The sequence below is a fragment of the Nitrospirota bacterium genome, from assembly GCA_016219645.1.
GTDB lineage: Bacteria > Nitrospirota > Nitrospiria > Nitrospirales > Nitrospiraceae > Palsa-1315.
This window is the reverse complement of sequence record JACRLR010000018.1, coordinates 248,803-266,809: the sequence shown is the minus strand read 5'-3', so window position 1 is coordinate 266,809 and position 18,007 is coordinate 248,803. Positions and strand designations below refer to the sequence as shown.

The window sequence follows — 18,007 nt, the reverse complement described above, 5'->3', positions numbered from 1 at the left end:
CCATGATCAAGAAAAGACTGAACGTCCGAATGTCGGGATTAGGCGGACAGGGCGCCGTCACCGCCGCGCATGTCCTGGCCATGGCTGCCAATCGCGACGGCAAGTTTTCGATCTCCAATCCCTTCTTCGGCGCCGAAAAACGCATGGCGCCGGCGGAGAGCTATTGCCGGATCGGCATCGAACGGATCTACGACCGTGGCGAGTTGGTGTTTCCCGACGTCATCCAGGTCTTTCATCCCCAAGTCATCACCATGGGGAAGAGCTATACCATGCCCTTCTACTCCGGCGTGAAGGAAGGCGGGCTGGTCATCATCAACTCCGACCAGCCTCTTCTGTCTGACGAAGATATCCAGCGGCTGAAGGATCTCAACGTCGCATTATTTTATATCGCAGGCACTGAGCTCGCCATCGAGGTGGCCGGCACCGAGCTCTCGACGAATATGGCGATGCTTGGATCGGTTGCAGGCATTACCAAGTGCGTGTCGATGGATGCCCTGGACGGCGCCTTACAGGAACGGTTCGGGAAGAAGTTCGTCGCCTCCGGTGGAACCGCCTCCCTGGACGAAGCGATCAAGAAGAAATTTGCCAAGAAAGAAATGTTGCTGGCCAAGAACCTGGCAACGGTGAAAGCGGCTTACGACATCGCCAGTGAGTGGGCCGACAAGAATAAGTACGAGCTACGGGTCGGTAATCCCGCCGTTGCAGCCTAACGAGAGAGAAGGAACCAGCTCGCATGTATAACGTTGCGCAAGTCATCGATGAGAAATGCGTGGCCAAGAAGGGATGTCGGCTCTGCATCATGTATTGTCCTGAGGCCAACTGCCTCGACCTCAATCCGGGGAAAATGGTGGCCGAGGTCTTCATTGATCGCTGTAAAGGTTGTGAACTCTGTGTGATCGTCTGCGACGCGGCCAAGCATTATGCCATCACCATGCAGGCAGTCAGCGCCACCGGAAAACTGATGTCGCAAAAAGGCGAATCCGCCGCACTGGGGCAGGCTTACCAAGGCTAACCGTTTCGTGTAGCGGGTCTCCCGCGCAAGACCCCATGGCGCCTGCGCTATGGGGTTTTTTGTTGGTGTTGTGGAGGGATTCAGATGAAAACCGAAGACAATGTCATTGATGAGCTCGTCCGGGAGATTGCCGGTCTGATTCACGAGTACCCGAAAGCGCTCGAACGGCGCGCAGCCGATATTCATGCCAGCGGGAAAGACCCGGAATTGGCACAGACACTCGTCAAGGCTGCCGATACCATGCGTGACAGCGGAAATCTTTATCTGACCTGGGCGAAGCACTACGCCTCCGTTGCATCAGGCAACACGGATGCAAGCTCGGATGAGGATGAGACCGAAGATTTTGATGTATAAAGAGGCGGAAGCATGCAGGGCGGGCGACCTGCCTTGATTGAAAAAAATCTCCCTCCCAACCTACATCTTTTGCTAGAATGCAACTCCCGAATATGGACGATCTCGTTCCCCGGTAGCTCAGTTGGTAGAGCAGCCGGCTGTTAACCGGCTGGTCGCAGGTTCGAGTCCTGCCCGGGGAGCCACAATACAAAAAGGGCTATTGGCATATGCGCCAATAGTCTTTTTTTGTGCCATGCGGTCTAGCTCTTAGGCCGCCAGTGAGGATACTCGTAGACCCGTTGAGAAGCCAATCGCAGGCTATTAAGAAAGGCTAGCCTTCTCACCCGCCCAACCCCGGCAGTCACTCCACCCGCCCGCCCAGAGGTTGCCAAGACAACCTCCTCGCCCAAGGACGCACCGTTCCGCGTGCAAGGCCGCAGCAAGCGACCAAAGATCGTTCTTCCAGGCTCGCTCGTTTACGGTATCCAAAGGATGACCCGGATGAGTCCCCCACTGCGCGCGTCCATTCCTATTCTTTTCTTCATGCCAATACCAAGGCCAGCAAGGGCGTGAGGAGCTTTCGACTGCGGCCGTCGAGCGAGGCCCTTCTCAGGGCGCACGCTCCGGGAGCAAAGAAAGCTCCTTACGCCCTTGCACCGCACCTGCTGAGGCCGCGCGTTGCGCGAGCACAGGGGACTCACCGGGCCATCTCTCTCTGCTGGCGGACTTTATCAACAGCCTGCTGGTTGAGTGGAGGCGAGTGCCGCCACACCGCTCTTGAGAACAATCTCACAGACATGGTCGAGCCGTTCAATGTGCTCATAGGCGGCCCATGGATCCTGCGCAACGGCACAGACCCCGTGGTTGGATTGCCCCACAATATCGAAAGCCAACATCCCATCATGCTTCAACCCGAGACATTCTGCCGTTGCGTCGGCCAATTCACGAGACAGCGCCGGCAGCGTCGGCACGGTCGGTCCCACACGCGTATAGCGGGCAATTTCGGGAAACTCGGCGCTAATTTTCTGCAGATCGACGCCCGCATATATCGCAGCCACGATGTGAGTCGCATGCACATGCACGACCGTCCTGGTGCGTTTCGAATCACGCTGCAAATTCCAATGCATCCACAGCTCGCCCGAAGGACTTTGTCCATCACGGACATTCGGAATCAGCTTGTGCGTCACCGGGTCTTCCATAATCTCCAGTCGCACGACATGTTCCGGGTGGACAATCGTCTTCCGCCAACCTGAAGGCGTGATATAGAGATACTTCCCCTCTCGCTTTCGCATACTGATGTTGCCGTCTCTGGTCGTAATCCATCCCCGTTCATACGCCCGCCGCATCACGTCGCCAATTGCCGTCAGCATACTCCCTCCCCCTGTTTCCTTCTGAACCTCGCTATCGGCATCCTGCTTAGGATGCCTTGAAACGACACTCAGCCCACCTTCTTTACTACAAGAAGTATTGCTGGAAAGAATGCCTCACAGGCAAGAAAAAACCGTTTCAGCACAGCAGCCCAACGAAGGCTGAGGCATCTCGGGCAAAATGAGATAGGTCTGAACAGCAACCGGATCAGGTTGTCTGAAGATGGGCGCGCACTTCCTGTACGTAGGTTTTGAAGGGATCCGGCATGGGAAATGGCGTGTGACCACGCAGCTGAAAGATGGACCAGTTGATCACATACGAGGGAGAAAACCGTGCTTCCGATTCGGGATCAACCGGCTCGCCAGGATGTTCACAGGCTAGCAAATGTCGGATAAGTTCACCCCTCCCAAACGCTCTTGTGTTACGAGGCGGATGGTCCATGGACAACGCAATTGCCTTGTCCGTAGTGAGCCGTGGAACCCGCCCTTCTTCCATGAGCCCATAATATAGCCCCTTGCCTTGATGGAGATTGTGATACTCCAGATCCAGACTCTTCAAGGCCGGATCTGCCCATGTCATCTGTTCCGTCTCACGAAAGGTTTCGAGCAGCCACAACTTCGAAGCCCAATCGACCCGTCCGACTAGTGCCTGGTAGTCTCCGCGGAGGTCTTGCAAAACCGCTTCCCATTGATCGAGCACCCAATCAGTCTCTTCGTCTTGCCCCCGATAATGCGCCTGCGCCGCAGCAACAAACGCCTCCTGAATGTCGATTGCAGAAATCGACTTCCCTGAGTCCAACCGAACGATCCATTGTCGACCCTGATCCTGCGACAATTCCTGCATAGTTTCCACCGGTTCATGGATCTCAAGGTCGAGTGGCGCATGGCCCTCTTCGATCAGTTGAAGGACCAGTCCTGTCGTGCCTAACTTCAACGCCGTTGCCACCTCAGCCATATTGGAATCGCCCAACAAAAGATGAATTCGGCGGTATTGATTCGGGTCAGCCAGCGGCTCATCTCTGGTATTCACAATGGCGCGATTCTGCTGCACCCATTCGAAGAAGTCATTGACGATATAATCTGCACGCTGAGAAATCTGAAACGGGAGGAGAGGCTGCTGCGTGTGGCGATAGTTGGTTCCTCTCGGCACAATGAGCCGGTCCCTCTGAATCCAGGCATCCTGGGGACCAGCCGTGCCGACACGTCCGGCCCCCGTAAAAATCTGTCTGGTAACCAGGAAGGTCACCAACGGTCCGAGGCCGTGTCTGGTAAAGGGGAACCGGCGTGACACGAGGTAGTTTTCATGCGATCCAAAGGTCGCGTCGGTTTCATGGTCCACATTGTTCTTGATCAACGAGACCATATCGGCCAGACCAAGGTCTTGAATCACATCCTGCAGCAACTGATCGCCTGCACGGTCGGCAGCGACCACATCAGTGAGCGATTCACACTCCGGTGAAGCCCACTCCAGATGTCCCATGTCGAGGTACATGCGCCCAGCATTGGTGAGAAATCCTCCGTTGCCCGGCGGTTCATCATGTCCCCGGTGGTGCAGGTCGAGAACGCCTCGCCGTTGGACGTGAAAGAGATGGTCTCGGATCTTGTGGGCAAACCAGGTGGGGGAATGATCAGGCCGGTCGTGATTCACCAAGAGTCCGTATTCGGTTTCAAGTCCGAAAATACGGTTCAACATCTCAATCAGCCACAACGGATTGAAGCACCTTCGGCAGGAGCTGTGAAAGTTCTGCCTGCTTGAGCGAACGATACTTGGAGGTGCCGGGAGCCTGCCGTTCGAGGACTGCACATTCGATCGTCCGTTCACCGGCAAGGCCACGCACGTGTGCGATCAAGGTGTCATTGCTTGGAATGGCAGGAGCTGATGAGCCGACTCCGGTCGCCGCCGACTTGGCTTCAGTCTCTTGATCCGCCTCAGCCTGTTGCTGGGCCATCGAACCGATTGCCCAACCACGCAATGCCAAATTCAACGCCTGTTCCAATGATAGTGTGACTGGCTGTTGCTCCTTAAGATAGGCCAGCATCTTCGTTTGGATAGCCGGGGCGGCAGCCAGGACCGCGCAGCCAGTCGTTTCCTCAAACGTACCATCGTAGTTGATCGTCAGAAGCGCGTCCTTCTCCGGCTTCAAACCCAACTCGGCCACTAGAATGCGTACGATGAACGGCGCCTTGTATACTTCCTCGAAAGCCTGTTTGATCACAGGAGCAATACCGTATTTCACCAGTCTCGATCCCGTCACATCGGCCGGTGAGCGGTTGAACCCTTCGACATGCGCCATTTCAAGCAGACTGAAGCGCAGCTTTTCCAAATCCGTGGGGTGCCCCATCCCCCCCAACGCCAACCGGTCGTAGATCTCGTAGAGCTTCGGTGTCCCCTTGCTGACCGTCGTCAGAAGAATGCCCCCTTCATAGGTCAGCGCGACAACCGGGCTCCCCTGCTTGAATTGATCGTCGAGATACTGCCGCCGATTGCCGACTGCTTCCACCCAGCGATAGGGCTCTTCATACATAGCGCACCACCTGCGATTCGTAGAGGGGTTTCAATGTCGCGTCCAGTACGGTCTGCACACCGGCCCCAGTGATCAACTTGATGACAGGGTAGAGACTCGCTTCCCTATTGACCCCTCCTGTCGCCGAATCGAATTCCGCTGCACTTGCGAGCAATCGTAAGGCCTGCACCATCGCCTGCTCTTGAGGTAGCGCATTGAGGGGCTGCTCACCCCATGTATTCAGATAGTGCAAGATCCCCCGGATCGTGGGGGAACCGGACCCGGACACAGCATATTCCACTCCTTCAAACTCCGCCCCGAGAATATCGTAGAAATAGATTTTTGCTGAACCCTGGTCCATATCATAGCCGGCGAACACCGGGACGACCGCGCCGGTCCCGGCCAATGCCGCAGGCACATTCTCCTTCAAAAGCTTCGAGACCGCGCGAAGTTTGCCGTCGAAACTTAATTCTTGTAATTGCGTCCTCCGGTAATATTTGAAAGAGTGTTCCAGGATTCGCACCATTTCATAGGCGGTCGCCGGAACGCCGGCAATCGCCATCACGCTGTGGCGATCGATCTCCAACACCTTATCCGTGCGATCGTACATCACCATATTGCCGGCGGTCGCACGACGATCTCCCGCCACCAGCACACCATCGCGATATTTGAAGGCCAATATCGTCGTGGCATTCGTGAGCGCATGACCAGTCCCGGCCTGGCCTGAACTTCCCAATGTATAGCCCTGCTCTTTGAGTAGTTGATAGAAATCACCTTGCATCCCCATCTTGAAAACCCCTCGTGAAGCGTGAAACGTGAAGCGTCAGGCGATCGGATCTCAGAACCTACCCCCTCACCCCTAACGTCCTTACTCTCCTGTTCTCTGCCGATATCTCTCAGCCTGTTTCGGATCAACCTTGCGCATACGCTTGAGCAAATTATCTTTATCGGGGGACCCTGTCTCAGGCCGTTTCGGCCCACCGCCCTCATCAGACGGACTCGGGGCCTTCGGCATCGGATTGCTTGGCCCTTCACGGCGTTCCGGCATTGAGATGTAGCTCATGATCCTGATTCCTTTCTGCTGTTCCATGAATTCAGCGCGTCCATCGGAGATGCCGCGTGCTCGAATATCTGCGCGCAGGCCTGCACCGCCTGCGGATGAAAGAGATCGCCCATCTCTAATGTCAGCGGAAGCAGCCCGCCGCTGAACTGTATACGCTCCCATTGCATGGATTTGATCTGATCCGGAAACCGTCTGATGCAGAGGCCGCGAATCCCCGCCCTCGTATCGGCCGGACCAGTCGCCAGGGCTGAGTCGACATCCTGTTCAGAGGTCATCCGCCAAGCCTTCCCCTCAGCCTCAAGCCCCAGGAGGAGTCCACGATCCGGATTCATATTGTGGTACTCCAAGTCCAAACTCGCCAACCAGGGATCATTCCACCCGATCCGTTCTTCCTGCATAAAGGTTTCCAACAGCCAGAGCTTGGTGACCCAGTCAATCCGCCCGACCAGTTGTCGTCGATCACCGGTCAGTAACCGAAGCGTGGCGGCCCATTCGTGCAGGATCCAATCGGTCTCCTGGTCAACACCGGCCAAGTGCTTCTTGGCCGCGAGGTAGTACTGCTCTTGGATGTCGAGGCCCGTGATGCTGCTGCCGTTTTTCTGACGAACCGTCGCCTTCAGATTCTGATCGCGAGACAGCTGTGTCACCGCTGTGACCGGATGTTCCAATTCAACAACGGGGACTGCGTTTCGCGCAATCAGCTCCAGCACCAACTGCGTCGTCCCGACTTTCAACGCCGTGCTGTACTCACACATATTGGCGTCGCCGATGATGAGATGGAGCCGTCGATATTTGTCCCGGGCCGCGTGTGGTTCGTCCCTCGTGTTCAGAATCGGCCGGTTGTGCATCGTGTCAACGCTCAGATCAGTCTCCATAAAATCCGCTCGTTGCGATAACTGATACTGGCCCGGCACGAATCCGCTTTCCTGACCCTCCACACCAACTTTGCCTGCTCCCGCAATCACCTGTCGGCTGACAAGGAACGGCAACAACCCCGCAGTCAGCGAAGGGAAGGGGATCGACCGTGAGACGAGATAATTATCGTGGCAGCCATAACTATGCCCGTGAAAGTCCGTATTGTTCTTGTAGAGCTGTACATAGGCTCCACCCAGCGCATGGTTGCGACGTTCTGCCGCCCGCTGAACAATCCGTTCCCCTGCACGGTCATGGGCAAGGAGAGCTAAGAGCGTGCGACATTCAGGCGTGGAATATTCAGGGTGCGTATGGTCGTTATAGAAACGTGCGCCGTTCGGGAGCACCAGATCGCTTTTCATCTCGTGAAACGAAAACGGGCGATGGGCATCAACTTTGGCGAACTCGTCTTCCTCTTTATCTTGTTGCAGGCCGGAGACCCGAAACCCTCTCGCATCCTCGTGCGGATCTTCACCGCCATAGTCCCAGCGCCGCTCGAACGAAGCAGTGAGATGGGCCCGCACCAGCTCCATCGACTCCACGACCGGATCGACCAGGTCCTGGTCTTCCCTGGTAATCCCGTACTCTGTTTCAATTCCAAACAGCCGCATCATGCCCTTCCCTTAGGCGTACTCTCCCCTACCCCTCACCCCTTACGTCGTCAGATTACTTGGTTGATCAATTTCTCTTCGGACTGCCGCCCTCTCCGGAACGACGAGATTCCCACCACCTGTTCCGGATGGTGATCGAGAAGCTTGAGCCATTCTTCCGCCGCATCGTCGGGCGGCAGCATCTCACCCTCCCGAAACTCTGCCTGCACGGAGTTCACCAAATCGTCCAAGGTCATACCGCTCTGCTCAATCCCGCCTGCTGCAATCACACGATCGATCGCCTGTTCCTTCGCCCGTTGAACGATCGAAGCCAGGATCGCGCCGCTGATCAGATCGCCCCGATAGAGGACCTTGTTCTGTCCGCTTCGAAGCCTGATCGACAAGAGTCGATTCTCATCGATGCGCGAGAAGATCGCGGAGAGCGCATGCTCTACGAGGTCGGCGCAGGCTCGCTTCCGGTCTCCGCCGTGCTGGTCGATCCATTGCCGGTCCAGCGGGAGGTCTTCTGTCAGGTACACATTGAGAATCGCCGCAGCTGAGTCACGATTCGGCCGACTCACTTTAATCTTGCGGTCGATACGCCCTGGCCGCAGGACAGCTGGGTCTATCAGATCAGGCCGATTCGAAGCCAGAATGATCACCACATCGTGCAACGATTCGATTCCGTCCATCTCTGAACAGAACATCGGCACCAAGGTACTGGAGATATTGAATGAACGGGATGCCCGCCTCGTGCCGAGAATCGACTCAGCCTCATCAATAAAGATAAAGGGCAATGCCCCCTCGCTCCGACGAGCCCGGGCCTGGGCGAAAAGATCCCGAACCATCCGCTCCGATTCCCCCAGCCACATATTCAATATCTCCGGCCCCTTGATATGGAGGAAGGCCCCCCTGGTCACCGGCGGTCTGCCTCCCTTCTCATCGGATGCTCCCTGGCTCGACTCCCCTACCAGTTTCGAGAGACTGGCGGCAGCAGCCTGCCCGATCAAGGTCTTCCCGCAGCCAGGAGGCCCATAGAGCAGAAAGCCCTTCGGTTGAGTAAACTTGAACCGCTGAAACGTCTCTGCATGGAGTAGGGGATACTCGATCGCCTTCTGGATCGCTGCGATCGCCTCGGCTTGCCCCCCGATCTGCTCCCATGTGACAGCGGGAACCTCGTCAAGCAGGCGGGACTTGGCCTTCCGGTCTTCCAATTTTTCGATCGCCACGTGGAGGGTGGAGTCGATACGCACCTCATCGCCGGCCTTCAGATCCACGCCGATAAGATCGCTCGATCGTTGGAGAATCAAGACCTGCCGGCCCATCTCCTGCTCGAAACGCAATCTCCCATCCGCCAACGCTTCCGCCACCTTCAACACGGGCCCATTACGGTCATAGCCTAAGATCTTGATCACCGCATAGGCTTCGTTGACCAGAATCTGTGCGCCGATCTTGAGCTCGGCCACCAGCACTCGTGGATCGACCGAGGCATAGTATTCAGCCCCTCCCACCAGAATCCGCGCGAGGCCTTCACCAGGCACCTCAAGCAGGGTGCCTACCCGGTTTGCCGGCGCCGTGAGCTTCGCAATTACATCGGCGACTTTCTTGAATTCGACCTCGCGCTGCTGCTGGGCTGCTTGTCCGAGGATCACAGCATGGCGCAGCTTGTAGAGAATCTTCTGCCTCGGGTCGCCGTCGGGAAATGACGCAAGACATTGTTCAATGAGCTCCAGCGGATCAGTTCCCGCACGCGTCGACTGATTCGCGGCAGCCTCCGTCTTTCCGTTAGGCTCCGGGTCCTGTTGATCAGCGGGTCGGCGATCACTCATCGGTGGTCCTCCATACGGAACAGATGGGTGATCCTACCATAGCGGCCTCATGGATTGTCGTCTATCACAACCGTTCAATTAATGGCTTGGAGCGTCACAGATACACGTTCGCGGCGCTTTTCTCGCAGAATCTCTACCGTCACCGGATCGTTCACTTTGTGCCGATCCAGGACATCCATCAGATCGTCCTGGGTCTCGATTGGCTTGCCGTCAACGGCCACAATGATATCGCCCAATTCTACACGCCCGGCGAAGGTCTCGCGCGCGCCCTTCAACCCCGCCCGCTCAGCCCCGCTGCCACGGGACACCTTGCCGATAATCAGTCCTTTTATCCCCCACCGCTTGGCCATCGCATCGGGAACGAGTGAGACTCCGAGCCCCGGGCGAATGAGCTTGCCGTGCTTGATCAGCTCCGGGACAATGCGATTGACAGTATCGACCGGCACGGCAAAGCCGATTCCGGCAAAAGCCCCGCTCGGGCTCACAATCTGGGTATTCACACCGATCAAGCGGCCGGCGCTGTCCAGCAAGGGCCCTCCGGAGTTTCCGGGATTGATGGCGGCATCAGTCTGGATGACCCCTTCAATAGTCCGATTCGATAGTGACTTGATGGTCCGCCCTAAGGCGCTCACCACGCCGGTCGTCAGCGTGTGATCGAGGCCAAACGGATTGCCGATCGCCAAGACCTTTTGCCCGACCCGCAGATCATTCGAGGTGCCCACCACCACTGGCGAAAGCGCCTCGTCCGGCGCTTGGACTTGCAGCACTGCAAGGTCATGATCGGGATCGGCGCCGATCACGACAGCCTTATGTTCGGACCGGTCGGCGAGCGTCACCTTGATCGAATTGGCTCCATAGACGACATGAAAATTGGTGACGATATGTCCCTGCTTATTCCACACAAAGCCGGAACCGGACCCCTGAGGGGCCTCGAACAGGTCGAACGACCAGGGATCACGCCTGATGGCCGTATTGGCGATGAAGACCACGGATTTCGTTGCCTGCTCGAACACGGCCATCGTAGCCCGTTCGTCTGCGCCCAACTCAACGGGTGAGGGCGCCACGAGGCGCGGTTTTCCTTCGGGCCCGGTGTAGTTCCCGCCCAACGGCTTCCCCCACTCAGCCATCGCCAAGACAGGGCAGAGGCTGATGAGCAAGAGTCCCATCGAAATAATTGGTTTCTTCATCCCCCTCGCTCCCCCATGATTTGTATAATCAGCTCCCTGGTTCGAGATCTGGTATCAAAATCGACGACGACGACCTGTTGCCAAGTTCCCAGCAACATCACCCCGTCTCGGAACGGAATGGTCACAGACGGTCCCTGCAGCTGACCCCGCAAATGGCTGTGGCCGTTATCCTCACCGGCATTTCTCGTATTATGCTGCCAGCCTGGATCGGCCGGCACAGCCCGATCCCAAAAGGTCTTGGTATCAGCTCTGATACCAGGCTCATCTTCGATAATCATCACCGATGCAGTCGTATGCTTCACGAACACCGTCACGATCCCAGCCGACAGCCCGGTACCGGCCAGGGCCTCGGCCACGGACTTCGTCACATTTTCGATTTGGGTGCCCCCTTCCATAGTAAGCCGCAACGACACCGTCTTGACCGCCATCTTTATGCCTCCACCGCTCGGAGCGCGCGTCGCTCGCTCCGTGTGAAGGCACGACCTCGTGCCTCCTCCAGAATTGCATCAAACTCGCCCTGCGCCGTCAACCGGCGCAACGCCCCCACCACCCTGCCGCTCAACATACCTTCCTGCTGCAACGTCTCCAGATAGGCAAAGGCATCGGCCAACGTTTCCTTCTCTCGCACATAGTAATCGCGCCCACGACGCTGATTGCTATAGGCTTCAAACTGTTCGCAGGCGACGAGGATTTCCGCCAACTGCCTGACCCAGGGCCCGGCAGTGGCCAGCTTCTCGGGATAATAATAATAGAGCATCACCTGCTGCATCCAAGGGAGCCAGATCACCCCCATCTTTCTCAGGGCTGGCCGAACCGTCCGCAACCGGCGGGCCAGCCGGCGCGAGTACCCTAGCCGCATCTCAACCTGTTCTTTCGCCCAGGCAGTCATCGGAATACCGTCGGCTTCAAGGTCTTTTCGATAGCATCTGAGGAAGGCTTCCGTTTCATGTCCGTAGGGAGTGTTTTTGTATCGGGCTCTCCATTCCCGTGGCCTCGTCGGAATCCCCCGCTCCTTGGCCCAGGACCAGATCTTCCCGAAGAGTCGGCGATCGAGCCCGGCCCGGCCCAAGTCATGCAGGAGACAGGCAATCTGATACTGGTGCACTCGTTCCGTACCGTGCCCCAATGCCGTCGCAACTGCCGCACACATGCGCGCAGTCCTGATCGCATGGGGCCGATCGTAACCTCGAATCACTTGCCTGGGATGTACCGGATGCGGATAGTCGTACAGACGCATGAGCTGAGACACCAATGAGCGTGGGACGAGCAGTGGCGCACGGCGTGCAATAGAGGAATTCGGCTTCATAGGAATCTGCAGAACACAATCCGACTCTCGCGAGCAGAATATCGTCGGATGAAACGAGGTGTCAAGGCGAGCCTGTCTGTGGCCTCGATAGAAGCCGTGATCTCTGCTATCCTACTGAAGACCGCACATGGAAGGCTGAGGTTGAGGTCAAGGTTGAGCGAGTATCTAAGGAGTGGCGGATGGCCAATCAACGATGAAAGACTCAAGTTGCAAAGCATGCCTAGGCAGCTGGCCGAGAGAAGGCCATTTTATTGCCGACCTTGGACTGTCAAAGGCCTATCTTCACGATGACCAGTTCTTTCCCGGCTGGACCGTGGTCGTCTTCAAGCGCCACGCAACCGAACTGTTTCATTTGTCTTCCACAGAGCGGATTCAGCTGATGGAGGAAGTGAGTCTCGTCGCTCAATCACTAGCCCAAGTCTATGCGGCCAGGAAGATCAACTACGAACTCCTCGGCAACCAACTCCCCCACATCCACTGGCATCTCATTCCCCGACTCACCGACGACCCCGCCCCCCTCAAACCAGTGTGGGTGGTACAGCATGATCTCAAACTCCTCTCAGAGTCTGATCTCCGGAGCGCCGTTCAGCTGCTGCAGCAGGCCCTTCAGAGCGTCAGTTGAAGCACGGATTGCTGCTCCGTTCAACGAACCATATGTGGGCTCCCGACATCGATTCGGTGATATACTATAGATCTTTGACAAGTAATCCGGAGGGCCGCAGTTTACAATGAACCGTCGATTACTGCTCGCAGCCCTCTTGTGTGCATCCTTCGTCACAGGACTCTCCGGCCAGTCAGCGTTTGCGCAAGCGCCCGAGAACGAACCGGCCCCAGCGCTTGAGTCCCCGCCCCCGTTTTCTGAAACCTCACCCGCGCCTATGGATGAGAACCAGCCACCCGAACTCTTCCCACAGGAACAGACGGACCAGGTGACGGTGCTGGGTGAATTGCGTAGCGCAGCCCTTCTGTCGCCGAACGACGCAGACGTCCGGCTGAAGTTAGCACAGGGGCTCTATCGCATCGGCGATCTCGACAGCGCGCTCGATGAATGCCGCGTGGCAATCAAGCTCGACTCACGTAACGCCAAAGCCTATCTGCAACTCGGTGTCACACTAATGGCCAAACACGATGAGCAGGCAGCCTCTATCGCCTTGATGGACGCCATCATGCTCGACCCCCAGTTAACACTTGCGCATTACAGCTTGGGCAGCGTCCAGTATTCGCTGGGCAACCTACCAGCCGCAATCCAATCCTATCGCAAGGCCCTGGATCTGCGACCGAACTTTCACGACGCCCGTTATCGCCTCGCGCTGGTCTTGAAACTGACGAATCAGGACCGGGAAGCCACGCTCCTCATGGAGGACGCGGCGAACAGCGGAATTCCACAGGCGCAGTACTCCATCGGCAACGCCTACCGTCACGGACAAGGCGTCGAAAAGAACATGGCACTCGCGATCCGCTGGTGGACCAAGGCTCTGGAGTTCGGTCAGCAGCGCGCAGCGGAATCCCTTTCACAGCTTCGTCGCCAGGCCCTCTCGCCCGACCAGCCTGAGCAGCGCCGAATGGACGCGATGAGTGCCTTCAGGCAATATCGCCGTGAGCTCTGGGGCGACTACCCGGATGCCGGCAGGCACAATTCGAACGAATCAGTGGGTATCGCCCTGCTCAAAAGCGGCCAGGCCTCCAACGGAATCACCGCTCTGTTTGCCGAAGCCTTTGCACTGGGCGAAGATGCGCACGACGAACTGGCGCGCTTGTATGAAACAGGCATCGATACCAGCCTTGCTCAATTCGACAAACGCATCCTCGCATGTTTTGCCACCACCGCTGCCGATGGCTTCATCCCAGCCAAGAAAGCGCTGGCACGTATCTACGGCAAAGGCCTCGGTGTCGCACAGGATCTGCAGAAAGCGGAGATGGTGCTGAAGGGGTTGCCCAAGGAGGAGATGAACGCGGTTCTGGATGCAATTGAAGGTCGCTAGCGAGCCTTCGTCCGCCGGCAGGCTGCTGGAACTCTACCGTCTTTTCCTGGCTGGACGGTTTGGCCGACACGCATAACGCTGATAGCGAATCCCTCTCCTGGCGCCCTTTGCTCGAGACTTCCATTTTAGGCGGCGAGCTGCCACACCATCCCCCTTGGCGGTGAATGTGTCATGATCACCCTTCTCAGGGTCGAAGAATCCAACGTACCCACCTGGATTCACCCCGAACGACCGCAAGGTCTTTCCCTTATAGGTCCGTCCAAGAAAGTCGTTGCGCCCTCCTATCTCGTCTCCACCCGTAAAATAGAGCGGCAAGACAAAGTTCGAGACTGCCACGCCATCGATTTCATAGGTCTCGGCCTGAACTGCGTCACACATCTCATACCAATGAAAGACCGTCCTGCTTGGCTCAGCTGGGTGCGGACCCTGAACGAGCAAATTCACTTCCGAATCACCTAACATTTCCAGGGCCTCATGCGACAAAGTCACCGACCAGTTCTCTCCAAGCTGTTTGGCCAGTTCTGTAAACACGAATCCATAGGGAATACCGCGGTTGTTGGCGTCGTGGTAGCCTAACGCGTCATCGACGTCCACCGCATTCCAGAGGTACAGCACTGCATCGCCCCGCATGTCGCTGAGATTCTGCTTCGAGGGCTTGGCCCCGCTTTTCCCTTCCAAGCGCAACTCTCCACCGATGTGCCAATAGGGCTCATAGTCATCGCGAATCTGTCGATTAATCGCCCGAATGGCATTTTGCAGCTCTTCGTCGGACACCTGCCCTGCCGTATGGTTGATAACTGAAATGATCATGGCCACTCCTCTAAAGCTTACGGACTTTGATCGAATATTTCCCTGTCCCGCTTTGACGACTGTAATGACGAATCTGCACAAAATACTCACCGGCGATCAGGTCACTTGCGACCCTGGCATTGAGGTCGAGCCCTGAATCGTCATCCTCTGCAATTAACGCGGTCTCGCTGTTCGGCCCGAACAGTTTCATCACCACATCTGTCGGCCCCAGGGTATCGATCAGGTATCGGGCATCCACCGTGGCGGTAAACCGATAGAGATCCTCCTCTCCCACCTTCCCGATCGAGGCCTGCGTGCGGCGCTTGGCGTTCACGCGCAGCTCAACAGCGGTAGAAGTCGTGCCTCCTGTTTTTGGATACATTTTGGCGCCTGCGACAAAGGCCTTGTCCATCGCCGAAAGGACTTCATTCGCCTTTGTGCCGACGCCGTTGAGCGTCCAGGATGGAGGGAAGAAGTACAGCATGATGGAGTCCGGGTCGAACGCCGTCCCATTAATCTGATCTGCGCGATACTTCTTAAGAATATTGTGCCGCGTGGTCGCCTCATCCCAGAAGTTCGGCGCCTTCGCTGCTTCACGAATCACGACTGCTTCGTTCCACTGGATCCCTCCTGCGGGGTTTTGATGTTCGTGGGCCAATCCGATCGCGTGACCAAACTCATGTCCCGCAGTCCCTCCATCCAGAAACCCCAGGTTCATCGTCGGTTCGTCCAATGGGATGCTCCTGCTATCGGTCCCGACGTAGGACCAGGCCCCATCGTTGTGATCGAACCCGATGCGAATCTCGGCATTCAAGGCGTTGTTGAAATCAAATTTCAGATTCGCCACCTGTGACCACCAGCCAGCCTGTTGTCTGGCGACGGTTTGCTCGGTCGGAGTGCCGCCCAAAAATCGCACTCGGAGCGTCGAACCATTCATCCAGGTCTTCCCAATTGGAGCGATTGCCCTCCTTCCGCCCCCCCGCATGGGCTTGGTGAACTGAGCCCTCATCAGATCTCTGGGTAGAATCCGATCGATACAGACCTTTGGGCGGTTGTCCATTGTCACATCTCCTTTCAATGATGATGTGGAACGACAGAGACCACGGGGTCTTTAGATTGACAGGTGCCGATCATGCAGATGTTGTGCCTTCCGATAACGAGCATAGCTGCAAGATGATGAAGCAGAGAAATTGTATGGAAGCAAATACAGAACTGCACCTGTATCGGATCGGGTTACTGTGTGGGTCAATGGCCCACAGGGGACATTGCTTGACCAGGCATGCTGGCGGCATATGTGACAGCTGTGGATCCTAGTATGGCAGGATTTCAAGACCAGGCCCAAGGTCCGATCGATGAACAGGCAGGACTTCATCGCCTCGCATCGTACCAGAAGTGATCCGCCGCTTGTCTGTTCCTGCCGGAGAAGAGTGCCTTGACAAGGCGGGGATTGCGGAAAATATACCAGTCTCCAAACTGATCGCACTTCCGGCAGGACGTCGTGATGCCGTTGCGCCAGATGGTGCCATATCGCTGCCCGCGACTTTGCCCGTGTGCTTTGAGGCGCACGGCGAAGTCCAGGTCTTCCACGCTGACCAGGGTTTCGTCGAAGCCGCCGATCGCATCGAACGACTCGCGCAAAAACCAGAACATCCCAATGGATACGCGCTGCCTGACGAGATAGGGAGCGATCGCAAGAAGGCTAAGGACGATTCCTGTCGAATAGCGCTCGAGGTTTACCACGGACCCTCCCCCGACATAGCGACTATCGTAGACCCGCTCGAGGATCTCGGAAATCGTGTTCGGGGACATCCAACTATCGGCGTCAAGCGTGGCTACTGCCGACGCAGTCGAAGCACGGACGGCAGCGTTTCGAACGGCAGCGATGCATTTCCTATCCTCGACGACGCACCTGGCGCCAAGAGATTCAGCTACTTCGCCCGTTCTATCTGTACAGCGATTTAAGGCAACAACCACTTCCACTGGCTGGGAGGCGCGGCGAGCGGCAGCAACGACGCTCTCAATGCATCGCGCTATGTGCTCCTCCTCGTTATGTGCGGGGATCGCCACGGAGAGAATCGGTTTCATAATCCCAACTCAACAGGATGCGTAATCGGGTCGATACAATGATAGCGATCCAAATCTGAGCGGTCAACGAACTCCCATGGGGATGGGAACTGGCAGCTGAAAGGGTGGAGCAGCAGAATACTAGAATGACCGTGCTCCTTCTTCCCTCTCAATCAGAAATCGCCCAGTCGCCTGGTAGCCGGTCGAACTCGTTCAATGCTAGAATCCGCCACGCATCCGTGGCGATGAAAGAGAAGGCCCGTTTCGGTTGGCCGTCGATTCCGTCAAGGGTGTAGATATTTGAACGATCAGCGTCAAGAGGCAACCAAATGAAAATGTTTCAGGTGCGACAAACCGTTCATTATGATCTCACGATCGCGGCCGGCACGGAGCAGGAAGCGATTCTAAAGGCTGGGGGTATCCCATTGGCGAAGTGGGACCCAGGAAATACCGAGTTCACGGCCGAGCTGTTGGACGAAACGGATGAATTGGATGAATACTGATCCTCAAGGACCTTCTGACACCTACCATGCCGAGCGTCTCCTGATTGGCCCTGCCCTCCTCCTTGCCAGACTTCTCTGATATTAAGCCGCCTGCAGACATGTTTCTCAGCCCAGAGACTCACACCATATTCATAGACTGCCGAGCCGATAAAATGCTGACAGGAATCCCCACCAGGCAGATCGCGATGACTAGGGTTGTGTCTGCTCCATAGTAGAAACTCATATAGGCGACCGGAAACAGCAGGCTGGCAATGATATGAAGCGGGCTGAGCTTCCGTTTCAGCTTAAATTGGCGCACGGCATAGAACCAAAGGTTCAGAAGCGTCCCGCCCACCAACAGGAGGAACATGTACTTGCCTTTGAGTATGGCAACCCCAGCGTCGTTGAAAGAATCCAACGCCAAAACAATTACCGCTAGAATCACGAAACAGGGCGGAAGCGACCATGCCACCATATAGATGGGCAGTTTTTCAGCAAGGGCCGGTTCTTCAGTTTTCATTCATACCCCAAACATGTGGCATATACGGTAGATTGCGTGTAGGGGGAAGGCGGCAGGAATCATTTCA

20 protein-coding genes and 1 tRNA gene are annotated in these 18,007 nt (G+C 56.6%); 7 read left to right on the top strand and 14 right to left on the bottom strand.

Features of this window, described 5'->3' with window-relative positions:
• Positions 1-2 precede the first annotated feature (2 nt).
• The 4 genes from HZB34_08065 to HZB34_08050 all read left to right on the top strand — a co-directional run bounded on the left by HZB34_08065 (position 3) and on the right by HZB34_08050 (position 1,548).
• Positions 3-710, top strand: a complete 708-nt coding sequence (locus HZB34_08065) for a 2-oxoacid:acceptor oxidoreductase family protein (protein ID MBI5315910.1) — start codon at positions 3-5, stop codon at positions 708-710.
• Positions 711-733: 23 nt separating this feature from the next.
• Entirely contained in the window at positions 734-1,012 is a 279-nt protein-coding gene (locus HZB34_08060) for a pyruvate ferredoxin oxidoreductase (GenBank protein MBI5315909.1), read from the top strand.
• Between the two features lie 84 nt (positions 1,013-1,096).
• Complete coding sequence (locus tag HZB34_08055) at positions 1,097-1,366, top strand: hypothetical protein (protein ID MBI5315908.1); 270 nt, start codon at positions 1,097-1,099, stop codon at positions 1,364-1,366.
• Positions 1,367-1,472: 106 nt separating this feature from the next.
• Positions 1,473-1,548, top strand: a tRNA-Asn gene (locus HZB34_08050).
• A gap of 528 nt (positions 1,549-2,076) precedes the next feature.
• Here HZB34_08050 and HZB34_08045 read toward each other — a convergent pair.
• The 10 genes from HZB34_08045 to HZB34_08000 all read right to left on the bottom strand — a co-directional run bounded on the left by HZB34_08045 (position 2,077) and on the right by HZB34_08000 (position 12,103).
• On the bottom strand, positions 2,077-2,715 hold the full coding sequence (locus HZB34_08045) for a class II aldolase/adducin family protein (protein MBI5315907.1): 639 nt from the start codon (positions 2,713-2,715) through the stop codon (positions 2,077-2,079).
• Between the two features lie 205 nt (positions 2,716-2,920).
• Positions 2,921-4,405: a proteasome accessory factor PafA2 family protein gene (locus tag HZB34_08040; protein MBI5315906.1), complete on the bottom strand. Its 1,485-nt coding sequence runs from the start codon at positions 4,403-4,405 to the stop codon at positions 2,921-2,923.
• 1 nt (position 4,406) lies between these two features.
• Positions 4,407-5,237, bottom strand: coding sequence for a hypothetical protein (locus HZB34_08035; protein ID MBI5315905.1), 831 nt, complete (start codon positions 5,235-5,237; stop codon positions 4,407-4,409).
• Positions 5,230-6,003, bottom strand: a complete 774-nt coding sequence (locus tag HZB34_08030) for a proteasome subunit alpha (GenBank protein ID MBI5315904.1) — start codon at positions 6,001-6,003, stop codon at positions 5,230-5,232. Before HZB34_08030 ends, HZB34_08035 begins: the two co-directional genes overlap by 8 nt.
• An 81-nt stretch (positions 6,004-6,084) precedes the next feature.
• Positions 6,085-6,279 carry a ubiquitin-like protein UBact gene (locus HZB34_08025; protein ID MBI5315903.1) on the bottom strand — a complete coding sequence of 65 codons (195 nt, stop codon included), beginning with the start codon at positions 6,277-6,279 and terminating at the stop codon, positions 6,085-6,087.
• Positions 6,276-7,802 carry a proteasome accessory factor PafA2 family protein gene (locus HZB34_08020; protein MBI5315902.1) on the bottom strand — a complete coding sequence of 509 codons (1,527 nt, stop codon included), beginning with the start codon at positions 7,800-7,802 and terminating at the stop codon, positions 6,276-6,278. Before HZB34_08020 ends, HZB34_08025 begins: the two co-directional genes overlap by 4 nt.
• 50 nt (positions 7,803-7,852) lie before the next feature.
• Positions 7,853-9,610: an AAA family ATPase gene (locus tag HZB34_08015; GenBank protein ID MBI5315901.1), complete on the bottom strand. Its 1,758-nt coding sequence runs from the start codon at positions 9,608-9,610 to the stop codon at positions 7,853-7,855.
• 74 nt (positions 9,611-9,684) lie between these two features.
• Positions 9,685-10,797: a trypsin-like peptidase domain-containing protein gene (locus HZB34_08010; GenBank protein MBI5315900.1), complete on the bottom strand. Its 1,113-nt coding sequence runs from the start codon at positions 10,795-10,797 to the stop codon at positions 9,685-9,687.
• Entirely contained in the window at positions 10,794-11,225 is a 432-nt protein-coding gene (locus HZB34_08005) for a YjbQ family protein (protein MBI5315899.1), read from the bottom strand. Before HZB34_08005 ends, HZB34_08010 begins: the two co-directional genes overlap by 4 nt.
• A gap of 2 nt (positions 11,226-11,227) precedes the next feature.
• Positions 11,228-12,103 (bottom strand): hypothetical protein, encoded by an 876-nt coding sequence (locus tag HZB34_08000; protein MBI5315898.1) that lies wholly within the window; start codon positions 12,101-12,103, stop codon positions 11,228-11,230.
• A 193-nt stretch (positions 12,104-12,296) separates the two neighbouring features.
• On the opposite strand from HZB34_08000, the gene HZB34_07995 reads away from it, so the two are divergent.
• Both HZB34_07995 and HZB34_07990 read left to right on the top strand, forming a co-directional pair.
• A complete protein-coding gene (locus HZB34_07995) occupies positions 12,297-12,725 on the top strand; it encodes an HIT family protein (GenBank protein MBI5315897.1) in 429 nt (142 codons plus the stop codon).
• A gap of 106 nt (positions 12,726-12,831) precedes the next feature.
• Positions 12,832-14,085, top strand: coding sequence for a tetratricopeptide repeat protein (locus tag HZB34_07990; GenBank protein MBI5315896.1), 1,254 nt, complete (start codon positions 12,832-12,834; stop codon positions 14,083-14,085).
• A 33-nt stretch (positions 14,086-14,118) separates the two neighbouring features.
• Here HZB34_07990 and HZB34_07985 read toward each other — a convergent pair whose 3' ends face one another.
• The 3 genes from HZB34_07985 to HZB34_07975 all read right to left on the bottom strand — a co-directional run bounded on the left by HZB34_07985 (position 14,119) and on the right by HZB34_07975 (position 16,959).
• Positions 14,119-14,895: a hypothetical protein gene (locus HZB34_07985; GenBank protein ID MBI5315895.1), complete on the bottom strand. Its 777-nt coding sequence runs from the start codon at positions 14,893-14,895 to the stop codon at positions 14,119-14,121.
• A 10-nt stretch (positions 14,896-14,905) separates the two neighbouring features.
• A complete protein-coding gene (locus HZB34_07980) occupies positions 14,906-15,934 on the bottom strand; it encodes a peptidase (protein MBI5315894.1) in 1,029 nt (342 codons plus the stop codon).
• Positions 15,935-16,242: 308 nt separating this feature from the next.
• The gene (locus HZB34_07975; protein ID MBI5315893.1) at positions 16,243-16,959 is read right to left on the bottom strand and encodes a glycosyltransferase; all 717 of its coding nucleotides are present in this window, start codon (positions 16,957-16,959) and stop codon (positions 16,243-16,245) included.
• Positions 16,960-17,267: 308 nt separating this feature from the next.
• Here HZB34_07975 and HZB34_07970 point away from each other — a divergent pair, with 308 nt between their 5' ends.
• Positions 17,268-17,441, top strand: coding sequence for a hypothetical protein (locus HZB34_07970; GenBank protein MBI5315892.1), 174 nt, complete (start codon positions 17,268-17,270; stop codon positions 17,439-17,441).
• A 118-nt stretch (positions 17,442-17,559) separates the two neighbouring features.
• Here HZB34_07970 and HZB34_07965 read toward each other — a convergent pair whose 3' ends face one another.
• Positions 17,560-17,940: a hypothetical protein gene (locus HZB34_07965; GenBank protein MBI5315891.1), complete on the bottom strand. Its 381-nt coding sequence runs from the start codon at positions 17,938-17,940 to the stop codon at positions 17,560-17,562.
• Positions 17,941-18,007 lie beyond the last annotated feature (67 nt).

What these genes read in the sequence shown, in the direction of transcription:
- HZB34_08065 (MBI5315910.1), top strand. Translation starts at nt 3, where the DNA reads ATGATCAAGAAAAGACTGAACGTCCGAATGTCGGGATTAGGCGGACAG.
- HZB34_08060 (MBI5315909.1), top strand. Translation starts at nt 734, where the DNA reads ATGTATAACGTTGCGCAAGTCATCGATGAGAAATGCGTGGCCAAGAAG.
- HZB34_08055 (MBI5315908.1), top strand. Translation starts at nt 1,097, where the DNA reads ATGAAAACCGAAGACAATGTCATTGATGAGCTCGTCCGGGAGATTGCC.
- HZB34_08045 (MBI5315907.1), bottom strand. Translation starts at nt 2,715, where the DNA reads ATGCTGACGGCAATTGGCGACGTGATGCGGCGGGCGTATGAACGGGGA.
- HZB34_08040 (MBI5315906.1), bottom strand. Translation starts at nt 4,405, where the DNA reads ATGTTGAACCGTATTTTCGGACTTGAAACCGAATACGGACTCTTGGTG.
- HZB34_08035 (MBI5315905.1), bottom strand. Translation starts at nt 5,237, where the DNA reads ATGTATGAAGAGCCCTATCGCTGGGTGGAAGCAGTCGGCAATCGGCGG.
- HZB34_08030 (MBI5315904.1), bottom strand. Translation starts at nt 6,003, where the DNA reads ATGGGGATGCAAGGTGATTTCTATCAACTACTCAAAGAGCAGGGCTAT.
- HZB34_08025 (MBI5315903.1), bottom strand. Translation starts at nt 6,279, where the DNA reads ATGAGCTACATCTCAATGCCGGAACGCCGTGAAGGGCCAAGCAATCCG.
- HZB34_08020 (MBI5315902.1), bottom strand. Translation starts at nt 7,802, where the DNA reads ATGCGGCTGTTTGGAATTGAAACAGAGTACGGGATTACCAGGGAAGAC.
- HZB34_08015 (MBI5315901.1), bottom strand. Translation starts at nt 9,610, where the DNA reads ATGAGTGATCGCCGACCCGCTGATCAACAGGACCCGGAGCCTAACGGA.
- HZB34_08010 (MBI5315900.1), bottom strand. Translation starts at nt 10,797, where the DNA reads ATGAAGAAACCAATTATTTCGATGGGACTCTTGCTCATCAGCCTCTGC.
- HZB34_08005 (MBI5315899.1), bottom strand. Translation starts at nt 11,225, where the DNA reads ATGGCGGTCAAGACGGTGTCGTTGCGGCTTACTATGGAAGGGGGCACC.
- HZB34_08000 (MBI5315898.1), bottom strand. Translation starts at nt 12,103, where the DNA reads ATGAAGCCGAATTCCTCTATTGCACGCCGTGCGCCACTGCTCGTCCCA.
- HZB34_07995 (MBI5315897.1), top strand. Translation starts at nt 12,297, where the DNA reads ATGAAAGACTCAAGTTGCAAAGCATGCCTAGGCAGCTGGCCGAGAGAA.
- HZB34_07990 (MBI5315896.1), top strand. Translation starts at nt 12,832, where the DNA reads ATGAACCGTCGATTACTGCTCGCAGCCCTCTTGTGTGCATCCTTCGTC.
- HZB34_07985 (MBI5315895.1), bottom strand. Translation starts at nt 14,895, where the DNA reads ATGATCATTTCAGTTATCAACCATACGGCAGGGCAGGTGTCCGACGAA.
- HZB34_07980 (MBI5315894.1), bottom strand. Translation starts at nt 15,934, where the DNA reads ATGGACAACCGCCCAAAGGTCTGTATCGATCGGATTCTACCCAGAGAT.
- HZB34_07975 (MBI5315893.1), bottom strand. Translation starts at nt 16,959, where the DNA reads ATGAAACCGATTCTCTCCGTGGCGATCCCCGCACATAACGAGGAGGAG.
- HZB34_07970 (MBI5315892.1), top strand. Translation starts at nt 17,268, where the DNA reads ATGAAAATGTTTCAGGTGCGACAAACCGTTCATTATGATCTCACGATC.
- HZB34_07965 (MBI5315891.1), bottom strand. Translation starts at nt 17,940, where the DNA reads ATGAAAACTGAAGAACCGGCCCTTGCTGAAAAACTGCCCATCTATATG.